10 protein-coding genes are annotated in these 21,442 nt (G+C 65.8%); 7 read left to right on the forward strand and 3 right to left on the reverse strand.

Annotated features, from left to right (window positions below; translation table 11 throughout):
- Positions 1–80: 80 nt before the first annotated feature.
- On the forward strand, positions 81–1,541 hold the full coding sequence (locus AB0K36_RS18125; RefSeq protein ID WP_364595050.1) for an MFS transporter: 1,461 nt from the start codon (positions 81–83) through the stop codon (positions 1,539–1,541).
- Between the two features lie 274 nt (positions 1,542–1,815).
- A complete protein-coding gene (locus AB0K36_RS18130) occupies positions 1,816–2,547 on the forward strand; it encodes a DUF7873 family protein (RefSeq protein ID WP_189465909.1) in 732 nt (243 codons plus the stop codon).
- Positions 2,548–3,154: 607 nt separating this feature from the next.
- Here the strand turns inward: AB0K36_RS18130 and AB0K36_RS18135 are convergent.
- Positions 3,155–4,474: a hypothetical protein gene (locus AB0K36_RS18135; protein ID WP_364595054.1), complete on the reverse strand. Its 1,320-nt coding sequence runs from the start codon at positions 4,472–4,474 to the stop codon at positions 3,155–3,157.
- A 379-nt stretch (positions 4,475–4,853) separates the two neighbouring features.
- Between AB0K36_RS18135 and AB0K36_RS18140 the strand changes: the two genes are divergently transcribed.
- Together AB0K36_RS18140 and AB0K36_RS18145 are read left to right on the forward strand one after the other, a co-directional pair.
- The gene (locus AB0K36_RS18140) at positions 4,854–9,536 is read left to right on the forward strand and encodes an RHS repeat-associated core domain-containing protein (RefSeq protein WP_364595057.1); all 4,683 of its coding nucleotides are present in this window, start codon (positions 4,854–4,856) and stop codon (positions 9,534–9,536) included.
- Between the two features lie 96 nt (positions 9,537–9,632).
- Complete coding sequence (locus tag AB0K36_RS18145; RefSeq protein WP_364595060.1) at positions 9,633–10,118, forward strand: hypothetical protein; 486 nt, start codon at positions 9,633–9,635, stop codon at positions 10,116–10,118.
- 937 nt (positions 10,119–11,055) lie between these two features.
- Here AB0K36_RS18145 and AB0K36_RS18150 read toward each other — a convergent pair.
- Positions 11,056–13,263, reverse strand: a complete 2,208-nt coding sequence (locus AB0K36_RS18150; protein ID WP_364595063.1) for a GmrSD restriction endonuclease domain-containing protein — start codon at positions 13,261–13,263, stop codon at positions 11,056–11,058.
- A gap of 574 nt (positions 13,264–13,837) precedes the next feature.
- On the opposite strand from AB0K36_RS18150, the gene AB0K36_RS18155 reads away from it, so the two are divergent.
- The 3 genes from AB0K36_RS18155 to AB0K36_RS18165 are packed head-to-tail and all read left to right on the forward strand — an operon-like array spanning position 13,838 to position 19,709.
- Positions 13,838–15,412, forward strand: coding sequence for a type I restriction-modification system subunit M (locus AB0K36_RS18155; RefSeq protein ID WP_364595066.1), 1,575 nt, complete (start codon positions 13,838–13,840; stop codon positions 15,410–15,412).
- Positions 15,405–16,628, forward strand: coding sequence for a restriction endonuclease subunit S (locus tag AB0K36_RS18160; RefSeq protein ID WP_364595068.1), 1,224 nt, complete (start codon positions 15,405–15,407; stop codon positions 16,626–16,628). Before AB0K36_RS18155 ends, AB0K36_RS18160 begins: the two co-directional genes overlap by 8 nt.
- Positions 16,629–16,631: 3 nt before the next feature.
- Positions 16,632–19,709: a type I restriction endonuclease subunit R gene (locus AB0K36_RS18165; RefSeq protein WP_364595071.1), complete on the forward strand. Its 3,078-nt coding sequence runs from the start codon at positions 16,632–16,634 to the stop codon at positions 19,707–19,709.
- Between the two features lie 171 nt (positions 19,710–19,880).
- On the opposite strand, the gene AB0K36_RS18170 is transcribed toward AB0K36_RS18165, so the two are convergent.
- On the reverse strand, positions 19,881–20,360 hold the full coding sequence (locus AB0K36_RS18170) for a hypothetical protein (protein ID WP_364595074.1): 480 nt from the start codon (positions 20,358–20,360) through the stop codon (positions 19,881–19,883).
- Positions 20,361–21,442 lie beyond the last annotated feature (1,082 nt).

The raw sequence follows: 21,442 nt of genomic DNA on the forward strand, positions 1-21,442 counted from the left end.
TATGCATGATGCACATCATGTGCGTCATGCATTTCCTCTGCCCGGTCAGACCGATCCGGGACGACCGACAGGGAGAACCCGTGGACCGTTCCCAGGCCGACACCCGCGCAGGCGGCGTCGTCGGCATCCTCGCCCTGGCGGGCATCGTGGCCGCGATCACGCAGACGCTCGTGGTGCCGCTGATCGGCGAACTGCCGGTCATCCTCGGCACCACCGCCTCGAACGCCTCCTGGGTGATCACGGCCACACTGCTCGCGGCGGCGGTAGCCACGCCCGTCGCCGGCCGCCTGGGCGACATGTACGGCAAGCGCCGCATGCTGCTGGTCTCGACGGTCCCCCTGATCGCGGGCTCCGCGATCTGCGCACTCTCGTCCTCCGTGGTCCCGATGATCGCCGGACGCGGACTGCAGGGCATCGGCATGGGAGTGGTCCCCCTCGGAATCAGCCTCCTGCGCGACGTGGTGCCGCCGGCCCGGCTCGGCTCCGCCATCGCGGTCATGAGCGCGTCCATGGGCGTCGGCGGCGCCCTCGGCCTGCCGTTCTCCGCCGCGATCGCCGAGAACGTCAGCTGGCGGGTGCTCTTCTGGGTCGTCGCCGCGCTCAGCCTGCTGATCGCCGGACTGATCCGGTTCCTCGTACCCGCGGACCGTCCGAACGCCGCCCCTGGGGGCTTCGACCTGCTCGGTGCGATCGGCCTGGGCAGCGCACTGGTCTGCCTGCTCCTCGCCGTCTCCAAGGGCGCCGACTGGGGCTGGTCGAGCGGCACCACGCTCGGGCTGTTCGCCGCGACGGTCGTGATCCTGCTCGCCTGGGGCCGCTGGGAGCTGCGCAGCGACGAGCCCCTGGTCGACCTGCGCGTGACCGCCCGACCCCAGGTCCTGATGACGAACGCGGCCTCGATGCTCGTCGGATTCGCCATGTACGCCCAGTCCTTGGTCGTGCCTCAGCTGCTGCAACTGCCCGAGGCCACCGGCTACGGCCTGGGCCAGTCGATGCTGGCGATGGGCCTGTGGATGGCCCCGGCGGGCCTGATGATGATGATCGTGTCGCCGCTCGGCGCGAAGCTGTCGGCCGCGTACGGCCCCAGGACCACCCTCGTGGTGGGCAGCCTGATCATCGCCCTCGGCTACGGCGTCTCCCTGCCGCTCCTCGGCTCCACCTGGGGACTGCTGGTCGTGACCGTCGTCGGCAGCACGGGCATCGGCTTCGCGTACGGCGCGATGCCGGCCCTCATCATGGGCGCGGTGCCCCGGTCGGAGACCGCCTCCGCCAACAGCTTCAACACCCTGATGCGCTCGATCGGCAGTTCGGTCTCGGCCGCGGTGATCGGCGTGGTCCTGGCCCAGATGACCACGGACTTCGGCGGCTTCACCCTGCCGTCCGAGGACGGCTTCCGCGCCGCGATGCTGATCGGCTGCGGCGTGGGCGTGGCGGCGGCGGTGGTCGCGTTCCTGATCCCGGTGGAACGTACGGCGGCGGGCCCGCGCGAGGCCTCGGCCCCGTCGGCCGCGACGCCGTCCGAGGCGGCGGCCCGCGCCTGACGAGACCTGCCGCCGAACGGACGGCGGACCGGACGGGAGCCCTGCCGAGCACTGCCGCTCGGCGGGGCCCTCCTGCGTCGGCGCCACAGTCGGCGGCAGCCGCCTCGCAACGGCGCATCGACCCTGCCGCCCGCCGGACGGCCAACCGCCCGACGGCCGACCGGTCGGCGGGCCCTCGCGACAGCGAACCGCCCCGGCCCGACGGTGTCGCCGAAAAACAGGGGACCGGGCGCGACTTCCTCCGGTACGGTCACTGCTGTTCGAAGGGGGAGAAGTGGCGAAGCTCAATCAGATCATCGCCGTGGAAAAGGGTGTCAAGAGCAAGTCGTTCCAGGACATCACCACGGCTCACCAGCGAGTGCAGAAGGTCGCACTGCTGGCCGGCATCTCGCGTACGTACCAGCCCAAGGACGAGGAGGGCGAGCAACTGCCGCCCGAGTCCACCAGGGTCCAGGTCAAGGCCGAGGACGTGCTCCGCGAGATGTCGGCGTCGCTGACCCGGCTGTTCGACGTGACCGCCACCAAGGACTGGGCCAACTGCTCGGCCCGCGCGGACGTCGTCGTCGAGGGGCGGACGATCGTCGCCGAGGCGCCGGTCAGTTACCTGCTCTTCCTGGAGAAGCAACTCGTCGACCTGCACACCTTCGTGAAGAAGCTGCCCGTGCTCGACGCCGCCGAGTCGTGGTCGCTCGACCCGTCGACGGACTGGTGGAAGACGGACCCCGTCCGCACGATCCGGACGAAGAAGGTCCCGCGGAACCACGTCAAGGCCGAGGCGACGGACAAGCACCCGGCCCAGGTCGAGGTCTACTACGAGGACGTCCCGATCGGGTACTGGACCACGGTCAAGTTCTCCGGAGCGCTCCCCGCGCGGCGGGTGAACGAACTCCTGGAACGCGTCGAGAAGCTCCAGACCGCGGTCAAGTTCGCCCGCGAGGAGGCCAACAGCGCCGACGTCTCCGACCAGCGGGTCGGCGACGCGGTGTTCGGCTACCTCTTCGGCTGACGGCACACCGGCCGGCGCCCCTTGGCGCCGGCCCCACGATCGCCCCCGCGTGCGAGCGCGGGGGTGCGCAACAGGCGCGGGCCGGAAATGAGGACCGGCTCGCGCGATGGGCGCAAGCTGAAACTGAGGTTCAGCCTGACGACACGGTGACAGTGAAGGTTCGAGTCCTTCCCCCGGCACTACGCGCCGGGGTGGCCCAACTTGGCAGAGGCAGCCGTGATCAAACTCAGACTCTCGCTCCAGCTTCAGCATCGCCACCGATCGCCAGATCGACCGGGTACGGACGAACGCCGGCGGATGCGGGTTCGAATCCAGCCTGCACCTCTCACACGGTGCGGTAGTTCAAAGGAAGAACACGTCGGCCTTATGACTGATCCGTACTCTTAAACGCCACTGGCGTGCGCAATTGGGTGGCATCCCCAGGGACCCGGGAGCTGGATACGACTCCCGGGTTCCGCCACGTCCGGGGCCGCCGGGCCACGTCCGGGCAGTCGGACCTTTCGCGGACGCTGGACGGCCGACGGCTCCCTGCACCGGGGTCGCATACACGTGGTGGCCGAACCCGTGCCCGGTGCGCGTGCTCCAAGGGGTCACCTACGGAAGTCCCTCACGACGGTTCAGTGGGCAGCCAGTCGTCGATGTGGTCGTCGCTGTAGCCGAGCCGCTCGGCGATCACCTTGCAGCGGGCGCGCCGGGCCCCGGTGATCTGGACGTCACACGTACCGAGAATCTGCAGGAGCAGGCGGAATCCCAGGTCCGGGTCGACCCTTGCGACGAGCTCGTCCAGGGCCGTAACGGCGCTGCGGACCATCGCGGAACCGGCGGTCTGCATCCGGTTCGTCAGGTCGGGGGCCAGCTCCCGGACTTCCCGCAGCACTGCCTCCGCCGCCTCCACCCGGGCGGGCGAGACGAACGGGACGTAGACCGGGTCGACATCCTTCAGCCGCTGTCCGCACACCTCGGCGATCTGCGTGAACCAGGCCCGGCCGTCGGCGTCGAACTCTTCGGTCGTGTGCCATCGGCCCGCCGCAACCCGCCACAGCGCGGTGACTGCTTCGTCCGACAGGACGGAGTGTGTGAGCCGTTGTACGTCTTCCAGCAGTACGGCCGCCTGTGAGCCGGGCACGAGCCCGGCGTCCGCGTGGGCGACGCCCTCGACGGCCTCGCGCACAGTGCCTTCGTGACTCACGCCCGTACCCGCCCCGTGGATGACGGCCGCGAGCATGGGCAGCCCGAAGCGGCCGTAGGCGAAGTCACGCCGGCCCGGATCGATGGAAGGCCACTTCACGCTCAGCCCTTCGTACACGGCGGTCCCCGGATAGGCCAGTCGGTCACCGATCGCGAGGAACCGGTCGTACTGGTCCGCGCCGATCCGAACCGAGTAGGCCTTGGCGACCCGCAGGAGCATGCGGAACCCCAGGTCGGCGTCGACCTCGTGCACCAACCGACGAAGCGCCGCCGCGATGCCGGGTACCGCCACGGAGCGTTCCAGATCCGGTGCGGTCAGATCGATCTCCGCCGTCACGGTGCTGCGCAGTTCGTCTTCGGTCACCAGGGGCCGTGCCTCGTCCGGGTCGTCGTTCCCGAACGGGTCCGATTCCGGGCTCCGTACAGGGCATACGTCCGAGAGGCGATGCAGCCAGGACCGCATGCCGGTGCCGTCTTCGGCCGGGTCGAAGCCCCTTCGTACGACGGCCAGCCAGACACTGTGGATCGCCGCGTCCGGAAGCGGCGAGTCCAGCAGCATCCGAACGTCCCTGCCGAGTTGTTCGTCCTCGTCCTCCGCAGCTGCCTGCTCGGCGAGGGCAAGGACGATCGGCCCGTCGACGCGCAGCGTCGATCGTGAACAGATGCTCCCGGCCAGGCCGCTGAGGCCGAAGTCCGCCTCGTGGTCGAAGTAGTGGACCGGACGTGTCCGGTGTGCCATGGGTCCTCCTGTGAGTGCGGGCACCCCTCCGGCCGGAGGAGTGCCCGCGGTTCTCCACGGTGTGGATCAGTCAGGTGCTGTCACGGAAGCGGGTACGCCGTGAAGACGACGTACTTGGGCCTCCGGGAACGGGGTACCTCTGCCGGAACGGCTCCCGCCGCGTACAGAAGCGGGGGTGACCCTCCGTCACGGCAGCACCGATGCGCGGCCTGTGAGCGCCTGTCCCCGCTGCGGGCCGGTCCGCCGCTTACCGATGAAGTCCCGTCGCGGCGGGCCCGGTTGGCCATCGCGCAAGGAACCGGTTGGTGGCGACGGTGCGTCACATGTAAGGGTGATCAAAGGACTATCGCACTTTGTGGGGGACGGGGGTTGTTGCGTCGTGGGGTACACGATTCCTGAAGGCGTCGACACGATGCTCGACATCGTCGGCGTGGGCTGGCCGAATGTCGACGAGGACGCGTACCGCGACATGGCGGACTCCTTGCGGGAGTTCGCGGACGACGCGGACGACGACGCGGGGACGGCGTACGGGCACATCCAGAAACTGCTCGCCAGCGGGCAGAGCGAGTCGTTGACCGCCCTGGACACGCACTGGTCGAAGGTGCAGGGCAAGCACAAGGACCTGGCCAAAGCGGCCCGATTGGTGGCCGGTGCGCTCGACCGGGTCGCCGACATCATCGTCGCCCGCAAGATCGCTGCGGTGGCCGAACTGGCCGACCTGTGCGCCACCGTGGGCATCACGTTGGCGTTCGCACCGGTGACGGCCGGCCTGTCGACGCTGTTGGCCGGCGCCAAGATCGCCGCGACCCGGATCGCGTTCAAACGGATCCTGAAGGAGATGGCGGAGGCGGCCGTCGCGGAGATCGTCGCCACGCTCACGGAGCCCGCGGTTGCCGCGATCGAGAACATCGTCGCCGACCTGGCGATCCAGACCGCACTGAACGTCGCCGGTGTCCAGGACGGTTACCACATCGACCAGACGAAGCAGGCGGGCAAGGACGGTCTCCAGCTCAACTCCGCGGGAGGTCCCCCCGGTCCCGGATCCGGCGGCCCGGAGATCGACCACGATGCCCACGGCAAGGCCGGCATGCACCTGGCCTCCGTGGAAGTCACCATGAAGTCCCGCGCGGGCAGCAAGCTGGGCAAAGCCAAGGGGCACCACGGCCGGGCCAAGGGCAAGGACTCCCTGACGGCCGTCCTCGACACCACCATCGAAGGCATCACGGAGAAGCTCACCAAGGCCCTCGACGACCTGGGAGACCACGTCGGCAAGAAGGTCCCCGACGCCATCACCAAGGGCTCCAAGACGCACAAGGACACCGACGGTGACGTCCGAGACCGCGTCAAGGCCATCACGACCAAGGACGGCAAGGACGCCGGCGGCCCCGGCGGCCGCCGGGGCGACTCCGAGCCAGGACGCCGACGCCCCAGGTCGATGCGCGAGATGCTGGACCGCGTCCGCGACGTCGCGATGTCCCTGCTCAACAGGCGGTGCAAGACCGACCCGGTGGACGTGGCCACCGGAGAGATGGTGATGACCCAGACGGACCTGGTCCTGCCGGGCATGCTCTCCCTGGTGCTGCGGCGCACGCACATATCCAGCTACCGCTTCGGCCACTGCTACGGCAGCAGTTGGGCGTCCACACTCGACGAGCGCCTGGAGATGACCGGTTCAGGCACCGCCTGGGCGCGGGAGGACGGCTCCGTCCTGTTCTATCCGGCGTTGCCGGCCGAAGGCGGCCAAGAGGTGCTGCCGCTCGAGGGTGATCGGCTGCCGCTGGTCTTCGTCGAGCGGGGGGTCCTCGGCGACGTCACGTACGCGGTCACCGACCCGCGCTCGGGACTCACCCGTCGCTTCACAGGCAGCCCGTACCGCTCCGGACTGTACTGGCTGAGCGAGATCGAGGACCGCAACGGCAACGCCTACCGGATCAGCCGTACCGAGGACGGCCTGCCGGTCTTCGTGAGCCACGACGCCGGCTACCGAGTGCGCGTCGTCGCCGATCACGAACGCGGCCTGGTCACCGCCTTGGACGTGCAGACCCCTGAAGGGCCGGTGCGCGTCGCCTCCTTCGGGTACGACACCGAGCGGAACCTGGAGTCCGTCGCGGGCTCGTCCGGTGTGCCGCTGCGCTTCACCTATGACGACGACCACCGCGTCACGTCCTGGACCGACCGGAACGGGCACACGTACACCTATGTGTACGACACCGCGGGCCGGGTGGTGCAGACGATCGGCCCCGACGGGGCGCTCTCCTCGCGGTTCTCCTACGACACCGAGGCCCGCGTCACCCGGTTCACCGATTCCACGGGCGCGGTGACCGTCACCCGGTTCAACAGCCTCGGCCAGACCGTCGCCGAGACCGACGCCCGCGGCCACACCGTGCTGTTCACCTGGGACCGCTACGACAATCTGCTCTCCCGCACCGATGAACTCGGCAACACCGCCGAGTTCGGCTACGACGAGCACGGCGACCTGATCACGATGCTCCTGCCCGACGGGCGCCGCGCGTCGGCCGTCTACGACGAGCGGCATCTGCCCGTGTCGGTCACGGGCCCGGACGGGTCCGTCTGGCGGCAGGCCTTCGACGACCGCGGCAATCGGCTGTCGGTGACGGCCCCCGACGGAACGTCGACCAGCTACACCTACGACGCGACGGGCGCCCCCGCCACGGTGACCTTCCCGACCGGCATGACGGAGCGGCGGGTCAACGACCCCGCGGGACTCACCCTGTCGGCCACGGATTCCCAGGGCGCCACGTACACCCTCACCCGGGACGCCTTCGGGCGGCCCTGCGAGTCGGCCGACGCGGCCGGATCCGTCACCCGGCTGGAGTGGACGCCGGACGGCCGGCTGCTCCGGCGTACGGCTCCGGACGGCACGTCCGAGTCGTGGACCTGGGACGAGGAGGGAAACTGCCTCTCGCACACCAACACCCTGGGCGGCACGGTCCGGTTCGAATACACCTGGTTCGATCTGCTCGCCGCACGTACCGGTGTGGACGGAGCGCGCTACGAGTTCACGTACGACACCGAACTGCGGCTCACCGGAGTCCTCAACCCCCAAGGCCGGACCTGGGCCTATGCCTACGGCCCGACCGGGCTGGCGATGTCGGAGACGGACTTCGACGGCCGCACCACGACCTACGAACACGACGGGGCCGGCCGGCTGGTCACCCGCGTCAGCCCGTCCGGCCACCGCGTCACCATGACCTACGACCCCCTCGGCCATCTGCGGGAGAAGGACGCAGCCGGGACGGTCACCCGATTCTTCTACGACGCCGCCGACCGGCTGACCAGGGCCGAGACACCGACGTCCGTCCTCGCCCTCGAACGCGACGCGACAGGCCGTCTGCTGGCGGAGACCGTCGACGGCCGGACCATGCGGTTCGGCTACGACGCTCACGGCGAGCTGATCTCACGCACCACACCGACGGGGGCCGTCACGTCGTACACGTACGACGCGGGCGGCAACCGGACCCGCGTCGCGGTGGGCGGCCACGCCATCGACTTCACCCGCGACGTACTGGGCCGCGAGCTGACCCGCACCTTCGGGCCCGCCGCGGCCCCGGTGGCGCTCGCCTCCACCTGGGACACGGTCGGCCGTCTGACGTCGCAGAAGGTGTCCACGGACCGGCGCACGGTCCGCTCCCGCGCCTTCGGATACCGCGCCGACGGCCAGCTCACTTCGGCGACGGACGAACTCAACGGGCTGACCACCCGGTTCGACCTCGACCCGCTGGGGCGGCCGCTCGGGGTGACCGTCGAAAACTGGTCGGAGCGATACAGCTACGACGCCACAGGCAACCAGACAGGTGCACAGTGGCCCGACCGGGCCCGCCACACGGAGAGCCGCGGCGAGCGTGTGTACGAGGGTACGCGTCTGGTCGCCGCGGGCGGGCTGCGCTATGAGTACGACGACGCCGGCCGGGTCGTACTGCGCCAGAAGAAGCGCCTGTCCCGCAAGCCCGACACCTGGCGCTACACGTGGGACGCCGAGGACCGGCTCACCTCCTGCACCACCCCGGACGGCACGGTCTGGCGCTACACCTACGACCCCTTCGGCCGTCGTACCGCCAAACACCGCATGGCCGCCGACGGGACCACCGTCGTGTCCACGGTCCTCTTCAGCTGGGAGGACACCAGGCTGGCCGAGCAGACCGACACCGCGTCCGGCGTCACCCTGACCTGGGACCACGAGGGCTACCGTCCCCTGTCCCAGTTGGAACGCCGCACGGTCGGCGACGACACCCGACAGGAAGAGGTCGACAGCCGCTTCTTCGCCATCGTCACCGACCTGATCGGCACGCCCACCGAACTCGTCGACGAACAGGGCGGGATCGCCTGGTACAACCGCTCCACCGTCTGGGGGCTCACGGCCTGGAACCGCGACGCCACCGCCTACACCCCGTTGCGCTTCCCGGGCCAGTACGACGACCCGGAGACCGGTCTCCACTACAACGTCCACCGGCACTACGACCCGGAGACGGCCCGCTTCGTATCGTCCGACCCCCTGGGGCTCGCCCCGGCCGCCAATCCGGCTGCCTATGTCACCAATCCGCACACCTGGATGGATCCCGAAGGGCTGATCGCCAAGGGATGCACCGAGAAGGGCGGATGGTACGGCGGCCTGCTGCCCGCCAACGAGAAGGCGGACGGGACGCGGTTCCCGGCGTCGATGGAGGTCAACCACATCCCGCCCAAGGCGGCCTGGAAGCAGGTCATCGAGCCGGGCTTCTACATCGCGAACAAGCCGCACAAGAAGCAAAAGGTCAACAACGGCCCGGCCATTCGCATGGAGCGCGCCGATCACAAGAAGCTGAACAGCACCGACAACGACCTGGTGGCCCAGGCATGGCACCAGTGGCAGCGCGAACTGATCAGCCAGGGACGGATCACCGAGGCGATGCGGATGGACATCGACGACATCAAGCACAAGTTCCCCGGAAAATACGACGACCACATCCGGGAGATGGTGGAGAGCCTGAAGGACAACAAGAACCTCCAGGCGCTGCTCACGAAAAAGGGCTGGACGATCGATGAGGCCGAACTGCTGCGATGAGGCCCCGCTGCGATCTGTACCGGCCACCGGGATAGGCACACGGTGGATGCGGCAGAGTAGGCGGCGGCACGTAAGGGACGGTCGGAAGGGACGGCGATGATTCTGGAACTGCTGCCGGAGGTGGGAGTTGCCACACTCAGGCTCGGCATGTCGGCCGACGAGGCGGTCGGGGCCGCGCGCGAACTGGGCTTCGCCCCCTCCGACCCGGACTACGGCGACGCGCCCGGACAGGTGCTCTGCGAGCACGGGGACTCCCAGACCGAGTTCAACCTCGGCTTCACCAAGGGCGCGCTGTCCGACATCCACGTGTACCGGTTCCGCGTCGAGGACGCGGATGTGACGGTCCTCCTCGACGGGCTCGACGTCTTCCGGACACCCAGCGAAGAACTGCTGGAGCGCCTCGAGGAACGGGGCCACACGGTCGAGCAGAACGACGACGGTGTGGACACCCTTCCCGAACTCAAGGTGATCCTCTCGAACGAGAGCAGCTTCGAGTACCCGATGGACGAGGAGGGGGACCCGATCTACTTCGACTACGCCCTTGTCACCTCGGTGGACTTCCGAGGGCCGCGCGGGGACTGACGCGGGGCCCGGCCCGGGCGTGGCCGGGGACGACCGGGCCGGGCCGGGCCCTCTCGGGCCGGTGTACGGCGGGGGCGCGTTTTTTTGGCCCGGTCGATGGCCGCGGCCTTGCTCGGCACGCTCGCACGTGGCCGGTCGGCCACGTGTGGCCGGGGACGACCGGGCGCGTCGTGCCCAGGCGACGCACTGCGGCGTACTGCGACGTACTGCGGCGCGGAGCGCGGGCCGGCTCGTGCTCCGGAACGCTCCCGGCGGCCGACCGTGGACCAGGAGTCGCCGGCGCCCTGGTCGGCGATGCTGGCGCGAGCGCGGTGCGCGGTGCGCGGTGCGCGGCGCCCAGGGGGTTTCGCCACCGCCGATGGACCCACCCGCCACGCACTGGCGATCAGCGAGCCGCAACGACAAAGAGCCGGACCCAATGGGACTGGGTCCGGCTCTCGGTGTCGGCACTTCAGCAGGTCAGCGGCGTGATCAAGCTGGTACGGCTTCTGTGCCCCCGGCAGGATCCGAACCTGCGCACACGGCTCCGGAGGCCGCTTCCACGCGCAGTGTTCTTGCTGGTCAGCGAGCTGCAAAGGGCCAGTTGCAGGCGACCTGTCCACAAACGGTCCACGGATCCGTAGGCTGGGTCGACTATCGCAGTCTCAACAGGTCAGGCTAACTTCGGTGCTTCGGTGCTTCGGTGCTTCGGTGCTTCGGTGCTTCGGCGCGGCCTTGGACGTCCACGAATAGGCCGCAGATGAAGCCTCATCCATGGCCAGCTACCGTGAGTCCGGGTCCACATCCCAGTGGCGCCCTGACAACCTCCGGCCTTCTCTGGGCCTCGCAGCTACGTTATGAATGGTCCTGTGGCTTTGGTGCTCAACTGCCGAGCGTGCCAGTCGCGTCCGCCGCGGCAGCTGGGAGACGGTGAGGTTCGGCTAGGACGCGCCGCAAGTCAGGGGTTCTGGTCGAGTAGCCCTCGTTCGATCGCCTGCTTCCGGACCACCGCGAGCGGGGTGTGGTTCCCGTCGGGCTGGGCGATTTGCCAGAAATCCCATCCCGGGCTGGACACACTGCCAGTAGCGGCGGCGCCGGCGGCCGAGAGGGATTTAAACTCCTCACCGCTCGGCTCAAGGCGGATCCTGCCGCTACTAGTAACAGTCGCGTCAAACACTCGCCGCGAACGCTTGAGTTCACCGCGCAGCTGTGTGCCTTCGCTGAGCATGCCAACGCGCATCAGGTCAGAGATTTGTACGCCGTAGCGGGGCTTCTTTCGCTGCGGCGAGCTCGTTCGAGGTGTAGGCGACGTGGCAGCCTCAATGAAACCGAGCTGGTCGATTCGCCATACACGTTCACAGAGTTGTCGGTACAGTGCGCCACGCTGGTCGATTGATTTCTTGTCGAAGCTGTCCGGATATGGAATGAAAGAGTCTTCGAGACCCCATTTCTTCCTAAACTTTGCAAATGCGGGATTACGTCTGTAGGAGCCGGGATTCAATGATGCGGCCAGGATGTTTTGGCGGAAGTAATGAGGCAATTTGTCGCCGTAGATGTCCGCGCCGAAACTTGCGTTGATTGACTTTTCAAGCAGGAGCAAACCGCCCAGGCGGTTCCTTTCTCGCTTGAAGTCTTCCTCATTTGCCACACCGGTTTGAACGTGCAAGCTGTACTTGTTGGCCCAGATGTGTTCGACCTCCCACGGGGGAGAGTCTCCTGCCATGGCGATAGGTGACCCCAGATAGCGGTCTGCTTCATCCGGTCGGTCGCATTCGGCTTCGACAAATGCAGTGAGTCGGGCAAGCAGATAGCGGATGTGCTTCCGGTTATTGTGCAGACTTAGCTTCTCCACCCCCGAGAACCCGTCCGGAAGGTTTGCTGCCTCGCGGCCCAGGAGCTTGCACAGGTCTTCGACCGACGACACTTGCCGGACAGCTGGAAGAAGTCGTTGTACTTCCTCTCGGAAATCCTGCGTCTGTACAGCGCTGTCGTTATTAGCGATGCGAAGTACGAAGAATAGGTCGAGGTAGTTGGCGACGAGTCGGGCCTTATCGCGAACGACCTGCGGCGAGTCTTCCAGTTGCAGCGCCGCCAGGATGAGGAGGAATTGTGACTCGATTCCGTTTGTGGCATTGTAGTAGACAGTATGCAGGCCGGGGGTGCGAGTGCGGGCGCCCTCAAGGAGGACGCGGTACTGATCGGCAGCGCGCGCGACTGTTTTGAGGACGAAGTCGCTGTAATCCTGTCCCCGACGCTTCATGCCGACGCGTTCCGGCTGGTTGCGTACCCACTCGTGGAAGGCCCGCTCGATCTTCTCGTCATCGCTCCCATCTGCGGCTGCGTACCGGGCGAGGAAGAGCGTCTCAAAGAATTTGCTTGGGTAGTGCCGTCCGAAAGCGCTGAGGTCAGTGACCATCTTCCGCCAGGCCGCGTTGATCTGCTCCTGCTCCCGGTCCACCTGAGAGAGCACGAAACTCTTCAGGAGGTCGAGGGAGGTGAGGCCGGCGCCACGATCGTTCATGGTCTCGAAGATCTCCCAGCCGAGATCCCGGTCGTCAACGGCGATCTCGACGAGGAAGACCCGATCGGCCAGCCAGTCTGCGAAGATGGGCAGACACTCGTCTCGCAGCGTCGCGGGCAGGGCCTCGGCTACGTCTTGGGCTCGCTCCCACAGGTTCTGCACTGAAACCGTGGTGGGGGTGGGGTCGAACTCCGCCCCGGCGCGAAGCGCCTCCAGACACGCGCGACGTTCCTCCACATCAATCGCGTAGTGGTACTGCCCGGCGGCATACCTTCGGACCATGCTGCCGACCATCCCCGCGGCGCCTTCATTGCCTTGCTCCTTAAGCAGTCGCTCGATGTGCATGAGGAGAAGGTGCAGCGTTGTGAAGCGCTGCTGTCCATCAATGAGATTCTTCTTTACCCCGACGGTGTGGCAGACGAATGGGCCGAGGAAGTACGGGCGGTACCGGGCGTAGCGCTGCCCGTCGTGATCGACTCGCCAGTCGCGCAGAAAGGCGTTGGCCAGGTCGGTCACGAGCTCCACGACGTGGCGCCGCTCCCATGTGTATTCCCGTTGGTAGGACTCCAGCAAGTATTGCTTAGTGAAGAGCTCCCGGACTGCATAGTCCTTGCCGTGCAGACCTTGCTGCGTACCTTCGCTCATCCCACACCCCAAGCTGCTGGCTCCGACGCGGCGATCCTGCGCGCGTCTCTTGGTTGTACCTGATGGGACTGACAGTGGTGCGCCTATCGGCCAGATGGGGTTCGCCCGACGGGTGCGCAGCCCGAACGCAAGCCCCCGATGCCTCTACGACTTTGTGCGCGCTGCCGCCCACGTCAGCGCCTCTGCGGCCGCGCGGGGGTGGCGGGCCACCTATCGAACTGGGCCTCGACCTCATAGACTTCGCCCTCGGCTGGCCGAACTTCCAGTGGACTGCGACCGCCGATCAGTCAAGGTTCGTCTTAGGTCGAGCGAGGAGCTCCCTACGGAAGATCAACAAGCGGATCTCTGACGGCGGCTGACCGCGTCGTTTGGATGCGCCGTTTGCTGTATTTCATGGTCCTGGCGAGGGATATCGTTGGGTGTTGCCGGCGCAGGGATGCGACGCCTCGCGGACGTTCACCCGGCCGCAGGGGCCTGGCGCGTGCATGTCAGGAGTGCCCGGAATAGGCTGACCAGCAGGAACACCACGGCCTTCGGGTCGCCACCCTTTGACGAGCGAGGACACCCCCGACTGATGGCAGTGACCCAGCAGGAGATCGAGAACCGGTTGTGGGACGCGGCTGATGAGCTGCGCGTGGCACTGCCCGAAGCGCAATACTCCTCGGTCGTCTTCCCGCTGATGTTCTGGAAGTACCTGTCAGACACCTGGGAGCACGACCACCAGGAGTTCCTGGATGAGAACGACTTGGATGACCTCTCCCCGGAGGAAGCCCATGAGATCGAGTACCGCGACTACCAGTCGTTCGAGATCCCGTTCATCCACCCCGGCACTGTCCAGGAGCGCCGCGCCTCGTGGTCGTGCATTCTCGACACCATCACCCAGCCTGGCCTCGGCCAGCGGGTCCGTGCCTCCCTGCAAGCCATTGAGACTGCCAACCCTGACAAGTTCTCCCGCTTGTTTGGGTCCATGACATGGACTTCCGAAGAGGTCCTGCCGGGAGAGGTGTTGGCGGCGGTCATGCAGACGATGGACCGCACTCCGAAGATGCACGAGGGCAACATGTCTCACGACGTCCTCGGTGGGGCGTACGAGTACCTGCTGAAACGGTTCTCGGATGGGTCCGGCACTCGCGCTGGCCAGTTTTTCACACCGCGTGAGGTCGTCGAGCTTATTGTCGAGGTCCTGGAACCCAAGGGCTTTGAGTCGGTGTACGACCCGACCTGTGGATCCGGCGGCATGCTGATCGCCTCCGCGAACCTGCTCAAGGCCCGCGGCGGGCGTGGCTACACGCTCAGCCTGTACGGGCAAGAGGCCGTACCGGACACTGCGGGTGTGGCCCGCATGAACCTCTTCATGCACAACCTGACCCAGTTCAAGGTCGAGGTGGGCGACACTCTGAAGGACCCCCGCTTCAAGAAGCCGGACGGGTCAGTGGCGCAGTTCGATGTGATCGTCGCCAACCCGCCCTATTCCCTGAGGTGGAAGCCCTGGGCCAACGACCCGCGTGCCATTGGCGGCGTGGCTCCTCCGCAATTCGCGGACTGGGCGTTCGTGCAGCACATGATCGCCAGCATGGACCCGAAGAAGGGGCGCGCTGGCGTTGTCCTGCCTAAAGGTGTCCTCTTCCGCAGCAGCGGCCAGGAGGGTTCGATCCGTCAGCGCGTCCTTGATGACGACCTGCTTGAAGCGGTTATCGGGCTGCCAGCGAACCTCTTCTACAACACAACGATCCCGACCTGCATTCTCGTGTTCCGCGCCCCCGGCACGAAGACGGAGGAGCGTATGAACGGTGTGCTATTCATCGACGCTTCCAACCGGTTCGCCAAGGCTAAGAACCGCAACGTCCTCACCAATACTGACATCACCGATACAGTGACCGCCTACCACGCGAAGGTCTGCGCTGACGGCACTACGGTGGACCCAGACGGAGAGGGCGGATTGGCCGCCCAGTTCGTACCTATGACCGAGATCGCGGCGAACGGCTATGACCTTAACATCAGCCTCTATGTCAAGCGTGCCATGGCCGAGCAGGCGGACCTTCCCACGTTGATCGAGGCCTACAACCTTGCCCGAGCAGAACGTCAGAGGACTGAGCAGCACATGCTTGCCATTCTCGCGGACGCTGGTGTTGAGGGATTCGATGAGTGATCCGATGAACGGTGACCTGGCGGCTGACGCTCAGGAGGGGTGGCTTCGGGCTCCTCTCTCGCGGTTCCTTGCACTGAACGTGGCGGTCGTTGACGTAGACCCCGTTCAGACCTATCCGACTGTGGGAGTCCTGAACAGGGGGCGAGGGCTGCTTTACCGCGATCCTGTCGCAGGAAGCTCTACAGCCTACAAAAAGCTCAACCGGATCGGCCCCGGCATGCTCCTCTACAGCCGGCTCAAGGCATTCGAAGGCGCGATCACGGTTACCCCGGACGATCTGCCGGAATCGTTCGCGTCTCAGGAGTTCCCCACCTTCGCATTCGCATCAGACGCGGACCCCGAGTTCTTCCGCATCCTCACCACAACGCAGAGGATGTGGGACGCACTACAAGGTGCGTCGAAAGGCATGGGCGGCAGGCGTGAGCGGGTGAAGCCCGCAGACTTCCTCAACATCATCATGGACATCCCGCCGTTGCCGGTGCAGGAGCGGATCGTCGAAGTCATCAACGTGGTGGACGAACAGGTCGCGGCACTCGAAGTCGAGGCGGACAGCCTCCTTCGAGTCCGTAACGCTGCTCTGGGAAACATGCTTTCGCGCGGCGGTGAGGGATGGTCGTCTGCTCCGTTGTCGAAAACTGGAACGCTCACCCGTGGCCGCCGGTTTGTAAAAAGTGACTACGTGGAGGCGGGCTTGGGATGCATCCACTATGGCCAGATCTACACGGACTACGGGGCCTCGGCTACAGAAACGGTGACGTATCTGCCCGGTAGCTTCCGCGTCTCGATGCGCCTCGCACAAACCGGCGATGTGGTAATCGCAGGTACGAGCGAGAACGTCGAGGACGTCGGCAAGGCCGTTGCTTGGTTGGGCGATGACGATGTGGCTGTTCACGACGACTGCTTCATCTTCCGCCATGAACTGGACCCGAAGTTCGTCTCGTACTTCTTTGCCTCACCGCTGTTTCAGCACCAGAAGCGTCAGTTCACGAGCGAGACGAAGGTGGTTCGCATCTCTGCCGCGAACATCAAGAAGATCGTTATGCCCGTGCCGCCTCGTGATGAGCAGGAGCGCATTTCAGGGATGGCCGATGCGGCGGACGTGCAGATCGCGGCTCTCCGTGCTGAGGCGGCACGTCTCCGTGAGGCGCGGGTGGCGCTGCTGTCGAGGCTGCTTGATCGCACTATCGACATCAAGTCCGTCGAGGCGGGGGTCTGAGCCGTGGCGAACGGGATTCGAGAACGGGAGTTCCAAAACCTGCTGATCCAGTGGTCTCTCCCCATGGGCTGGGACTTCACTGCGGGCAGGTCGTTACAGCGTGAGACGACGCAGACGGTGGTCCGCAAACAGCTGCGGGACGCCATCGTCCGGCTCAACCCTGGGGTGATCGACGGGTTCGACGCGGACGCGGTTGTCGAGGAGATCGTCGCGACGGTTAACGCCGTCGAAGGTGGGCTGGTGCGGGCCAACGAGCAGGTGCTGCACGTGCTGCGCGGGCGTAAGGAGTTCCGGGACGCCGACGGCGTGTGGCACGCCTTGAAAGTCATCGACTTGGAGCACCCGACTGCCAACACGCTGGTCGTTTCGGACGAGGTGACCATCACGGTACCCGGCAAGACCTCGCGCCGGTTCGACCTCGTGTACTGGGTCAACGGCCTGCCCCTGGTAGTCGTCGAGGTGAAGTCACCGACCGCTAAGTCCGGGTGGGCCGACGCCGCTCGCGAGATCAACGACGTGTACGCCACCGAGTACTCGTGGTTCTTCACCCCCAATGTATTCGCGGTCGCCTCCGACGGGCTGAAGCTGCGGTTCGGTGCCGTCGGTGCTCCCACGAACCTGTGGCAGCCGTTCCGGTCCACTGCCGATGACGAGAACTTGTCCGGGCAGGCCGATGTGCAGCGCTCCGTCGAGCTGCTGTTCAACCCGGCCACGATCCTCGACGTTCTGGCGAACTTTGCCTTGTTCGACACCTCCGGGGGTGGGGTGGACAAGAAGTACCTGCCCCGCTACCCGCAGATGGAGGCCGCGCACCTCATCCATGAGCGGGTTCTGGAGGGTGGGTCGAAGGGCTTGATCTGGCACCATCAGGGGTCTGGGAAGACGCTGCTGATGGTGTTCGCCGCGTCGCTGCTGCTGGGCGACACCCGCACCGAGTCACCCACGATCATCTTGCTCTCTGACCGGACCCAGCTCGTCCGGCAGACCTCCGGGGTGTTCACCTCCGCGATGGGGGACGCGTACTTCCACCAGCCCGCCACCAGTGCGGAGTTGCGATCCCTGCTGGCCGACGACGTGCGCGGCGTCATCTCCACGACCGTCCACAAGTTCGCCGACGCCGGCAAGAACCTGTCCACCCGCGGCAACATCATCGTGCTGGTCGACGAGGCACACCGCACCCAGTCCGCTAGGTCGAAGTCTCTGGCCGGGCAGATGCGCGCAGCGTTGCCGCAGGCGAAGTTCTTCGGAATGACCGGCACCCCGGTCAGGAACCTCGCCACCGACACCTTCGCACTCTTCGGCGAGGAGACCGACCCGGGCAGCGTGCTGCACCGGTACTCGGTGTCTCGGTCTCTACTGGATGAGGCGACCGTCCCGGTGCTGCTGGACCCGCACCCGGTCGCCTTCGAGATAAACGACCAGCCGTTGCAGGCTGAGTTCGACCAGTTCGCCGACGACTTTGATCTCGACGATCCTGACCGCGAAGCCCTGTCTCGCAAATTCGGGCGCCTCACCTCGGTGTTCGCCAACCCCGACCGCATACACGCGGTCTGCCAGGACATCGTGGACCACTATCTGGCTGGCGCGTACCGCAACGGCCTCAAGGCCCAGGTCGTCGCCTACAACCGTGAACTCGCCGTGGCATACACGGACAAGATCAACGAGCTGCTGGCCGGCTTCAAGGCATCACAGGCACTCACTGAGGTCGGGAAGCATGAGCGGATCACCGCCGAGGTGAATGTCTCCGTCTCAGACTCCAAGGACGAGGACCGCGCCCTGCGGCCGTATCAGCTCTCGGAGGCCGAGGAGGAGGAGCAGAAGCGGCGTTTCCTCACCCCCGACGATCCACTGTGCTTCTTGGTGGTGACCGCGAAGCTGATGACGGGGTTCGACGCCCCCAACGAGGGCGTCCTCTACCTAGACAAGCCGCTGAAGGCCCACACCTTGTTCCAGACGATCACCCGCCCGAACCGCACCTGGGTGTCCCCGACCGGATTTGTGAAGACCTCCGGCGTGGTCGTGGACTACCTCGACCTGGCCGAAGAGGTCCAGCGGGCCGTCGTCGACCCCACCTCCGAGGGGGGCGGTAAGGGTGGCGGGTTTGTCACCGATCTGTCCGAGCTGGTCGCTGAGTTCCGTATCACCTTCGCCCGCATGGAAGACCTGCTCGTAGACGTGGATGGCCTGGATCTCACGGTCCACGGATACGAGTCCGTGCGAGCCATCAACGTCTTCCTGGACGCCAACCCCGGTGCCGTCGAGGTGTTCACCAAGGACTACCGGCTCCTGGCCCGCCTGTACCCGCTTATCAACACCGACAGGCGGGTCACCAAGTACCGGGACGGCTTCGCGCTGTTCGGGTCCGTGTACACGACCTTGCTCAAGAAGGCCTCCGACGAGGAGAGGAAGGAGCGGATATCGGAGCTTGGGCCGATGGTCCTGGAGATCATCAACGCTCACGTCCACTCCTTCACTGTGGTCGCCTCCCGGGAGGAAGCCCTCGTCCTGGACGCCCAGGGCATCGCCATACTCAAGGAGCTGCTGGCCCTCGTCCGCCTCAAGCGCGACAAGACCGCCGGCGAGGAAGAGACGCCGCCATCCGCGGCGGAGATCCTGGACCACATCAAGGCCGCCCTCGATAAGGGCATCGAACCAGGGTCCCTGAAGTACATTGCCCTTGCGGAGCGGATCAAGCAGTTGCGGGACCGGATTATCCAAAACGCCCAGGACGCCTTGGAGTTCCTGTCAGAGGCGCTCCGTGTCGCCCGCGCCATTGTGGACGCTGAGAAGCACCCCGACGAAGCCGTCGTCGTGCTGGACGACGACCACGTGGGTGTCCTGTCGCGGATCATCCGCGACCACGCACCCTCCGGGCTCACCGTCACGGAGAGGAACCTGGCTGAGGAGATTGACCAGGTGGTCACCCACACCCTCGCTGGGTCATGGGACAACGCTGACGCTCGCAACCGAGGCGTCCGCCGCGCCACCGCCGCAGTCTTCCGCCGGTACATGTTGAAGCCGGTGGGGGAGCCGTATGACTCCACCGTCGCCTACATCGAAGCGCACTACCTCGTTGACTGACGACCGTACGGAGGCCGGCACTGTGGACCTCGTGCGCGGTGCTGGCTCGGCGCTCGCCGCACGGCCGCAGGTTCCGCTGGCCCCCTCGTGTCTTCGCCCGTTCTCCAGCTCTGCAGGGGGCGTAGGGGAACCGTCGAGGGGCAGGACTAAGCGCCGACTACTTCTCCCCGATCAGGCATCCCACCCGGAATCCATAGCTTCTCTTCGTTGGTCAGCTACTACGGAAATTTTTTCAGTCTGATCCTTTGCGGTGCTCATTGCAGAATGCCATGCCGGAGAAAGCCACTCCTCAATTGCTTCCTGGATTTCCCCTTCTTGGAAGTCCTTGAAATCGGAAATGCGCCACGGTTTGGAGTCGACTATTCTGCCCCATGTTGCCCGGCGATCCTCAGGCATCCATGCCTTTGCTCGAACGACGATTGAAACTCCATGCGCGTCTTCTTCGGTGCCCAGCGGCATATCTTCCAGAGGCCGCAATTCAACCCGAGTTGTCCAGTATGCCTCGCCGCGACTCACTTTGTCGCTGGCGAACAACTCCCAAACATGTGATCCGTCCCACCCGCGGGTAGGGGTGCCGTAGCCGAGGGTGTTCGCGACGGTTCTGGCGCTGTTCTCAATGGCGTGCACCGCACTTGCAAACAATGAGACCACCGTATGCTCCCTTGGGGATTCTGCCGCTCCCGGTATCTCCACACGTTTCCATCGGGATCACGTGCATGATGCTGCTGAGTGGTGCCCCCTTGGAACCCAATTGGTATTCCATACCTCCACCAGACCACACTTCGGGAAACACCCCAGGGGGGGCGGTTGCAGGACCCCAAAGCTCTGGAATCCACTCTGTGGAGATGATAACGACGAGATCTTTTGGGTCGTACAGACCCAAACTGTACGGGGCTGCGCAAGCGGAGTAAGCGGTGGGGCAGACCCACGTGTTCGGTCGGATGCCATTCTGCTTTATCCGGGTAAGTGAATCGATTCCTGTGTAATGACACACGGTAGGGTATCGCTCCGCTACCTGGTGCCCCGTAAGTGGTGAATGGCCCCACTGTTTCAACGTTGCAGCGGGGACGTCAGAGATCTGGGTGTCCTCGCGATCTCTGAGTTCATTGAATGAGTCAATGCGTACCACGGCTTCGCCCCTATAATTGCGACCGCTGGCAGTCTGTTGCGCCTGTTTTGAGCGAGGTGCGGCGTACTTCAAGGCTCTCCTTCCGAGGGTTTGGCCGCAACTTCAAGGGGCGTGTCTCATCGTTCTGCTCGGTGGCCAGGACTTCGGCATGTGGGCGAGCAGCAGAGCGCCTGAGTCGGTTGCCTCGAGCGACTCGATACCGAGACAGACTGAGTGACTTTCACATCCGTACTGCCGTCGATATCGCCGCATAGCAGACAAGCGAGTGGGTCGAGGTCGTGGCGGGTGTCGTGGTGTCTGCGCAACGCTGCACGTCTCGATGCAGGTCACACGCCTGCGGACTCTGGGACGTCTGCCACGTGGGCCTTCGCTGACGGTCAGCTCACCCGCAGGGCATCGCCCGCACTGAACGCCTGATCGCGAGTGACTTCGCTCATGGTGTGCTCCTCGACTGTCGTCCTGCCGCGCGGTACAGCGCAGGTCGGTGTAGCGGCTTTGGGCGGGAGCTGCCATGGGGCGAGTGATCATGGCCCCGTAAGCTTCCGGCGAGTCGGGCAGTCTGTGGACCTGCCCGTTAAAGCACGACGTTGGGGCCATGATCTTC

This window comes from Streptomyces kurssanovii, assembly GCF_040677245.1.
GTDB lineage: Bacteria > Actinomycetota > Actinomycetes > Streptomycetales > Streptomycetaceae > Streptomyces > Streptomyces kurssanovii.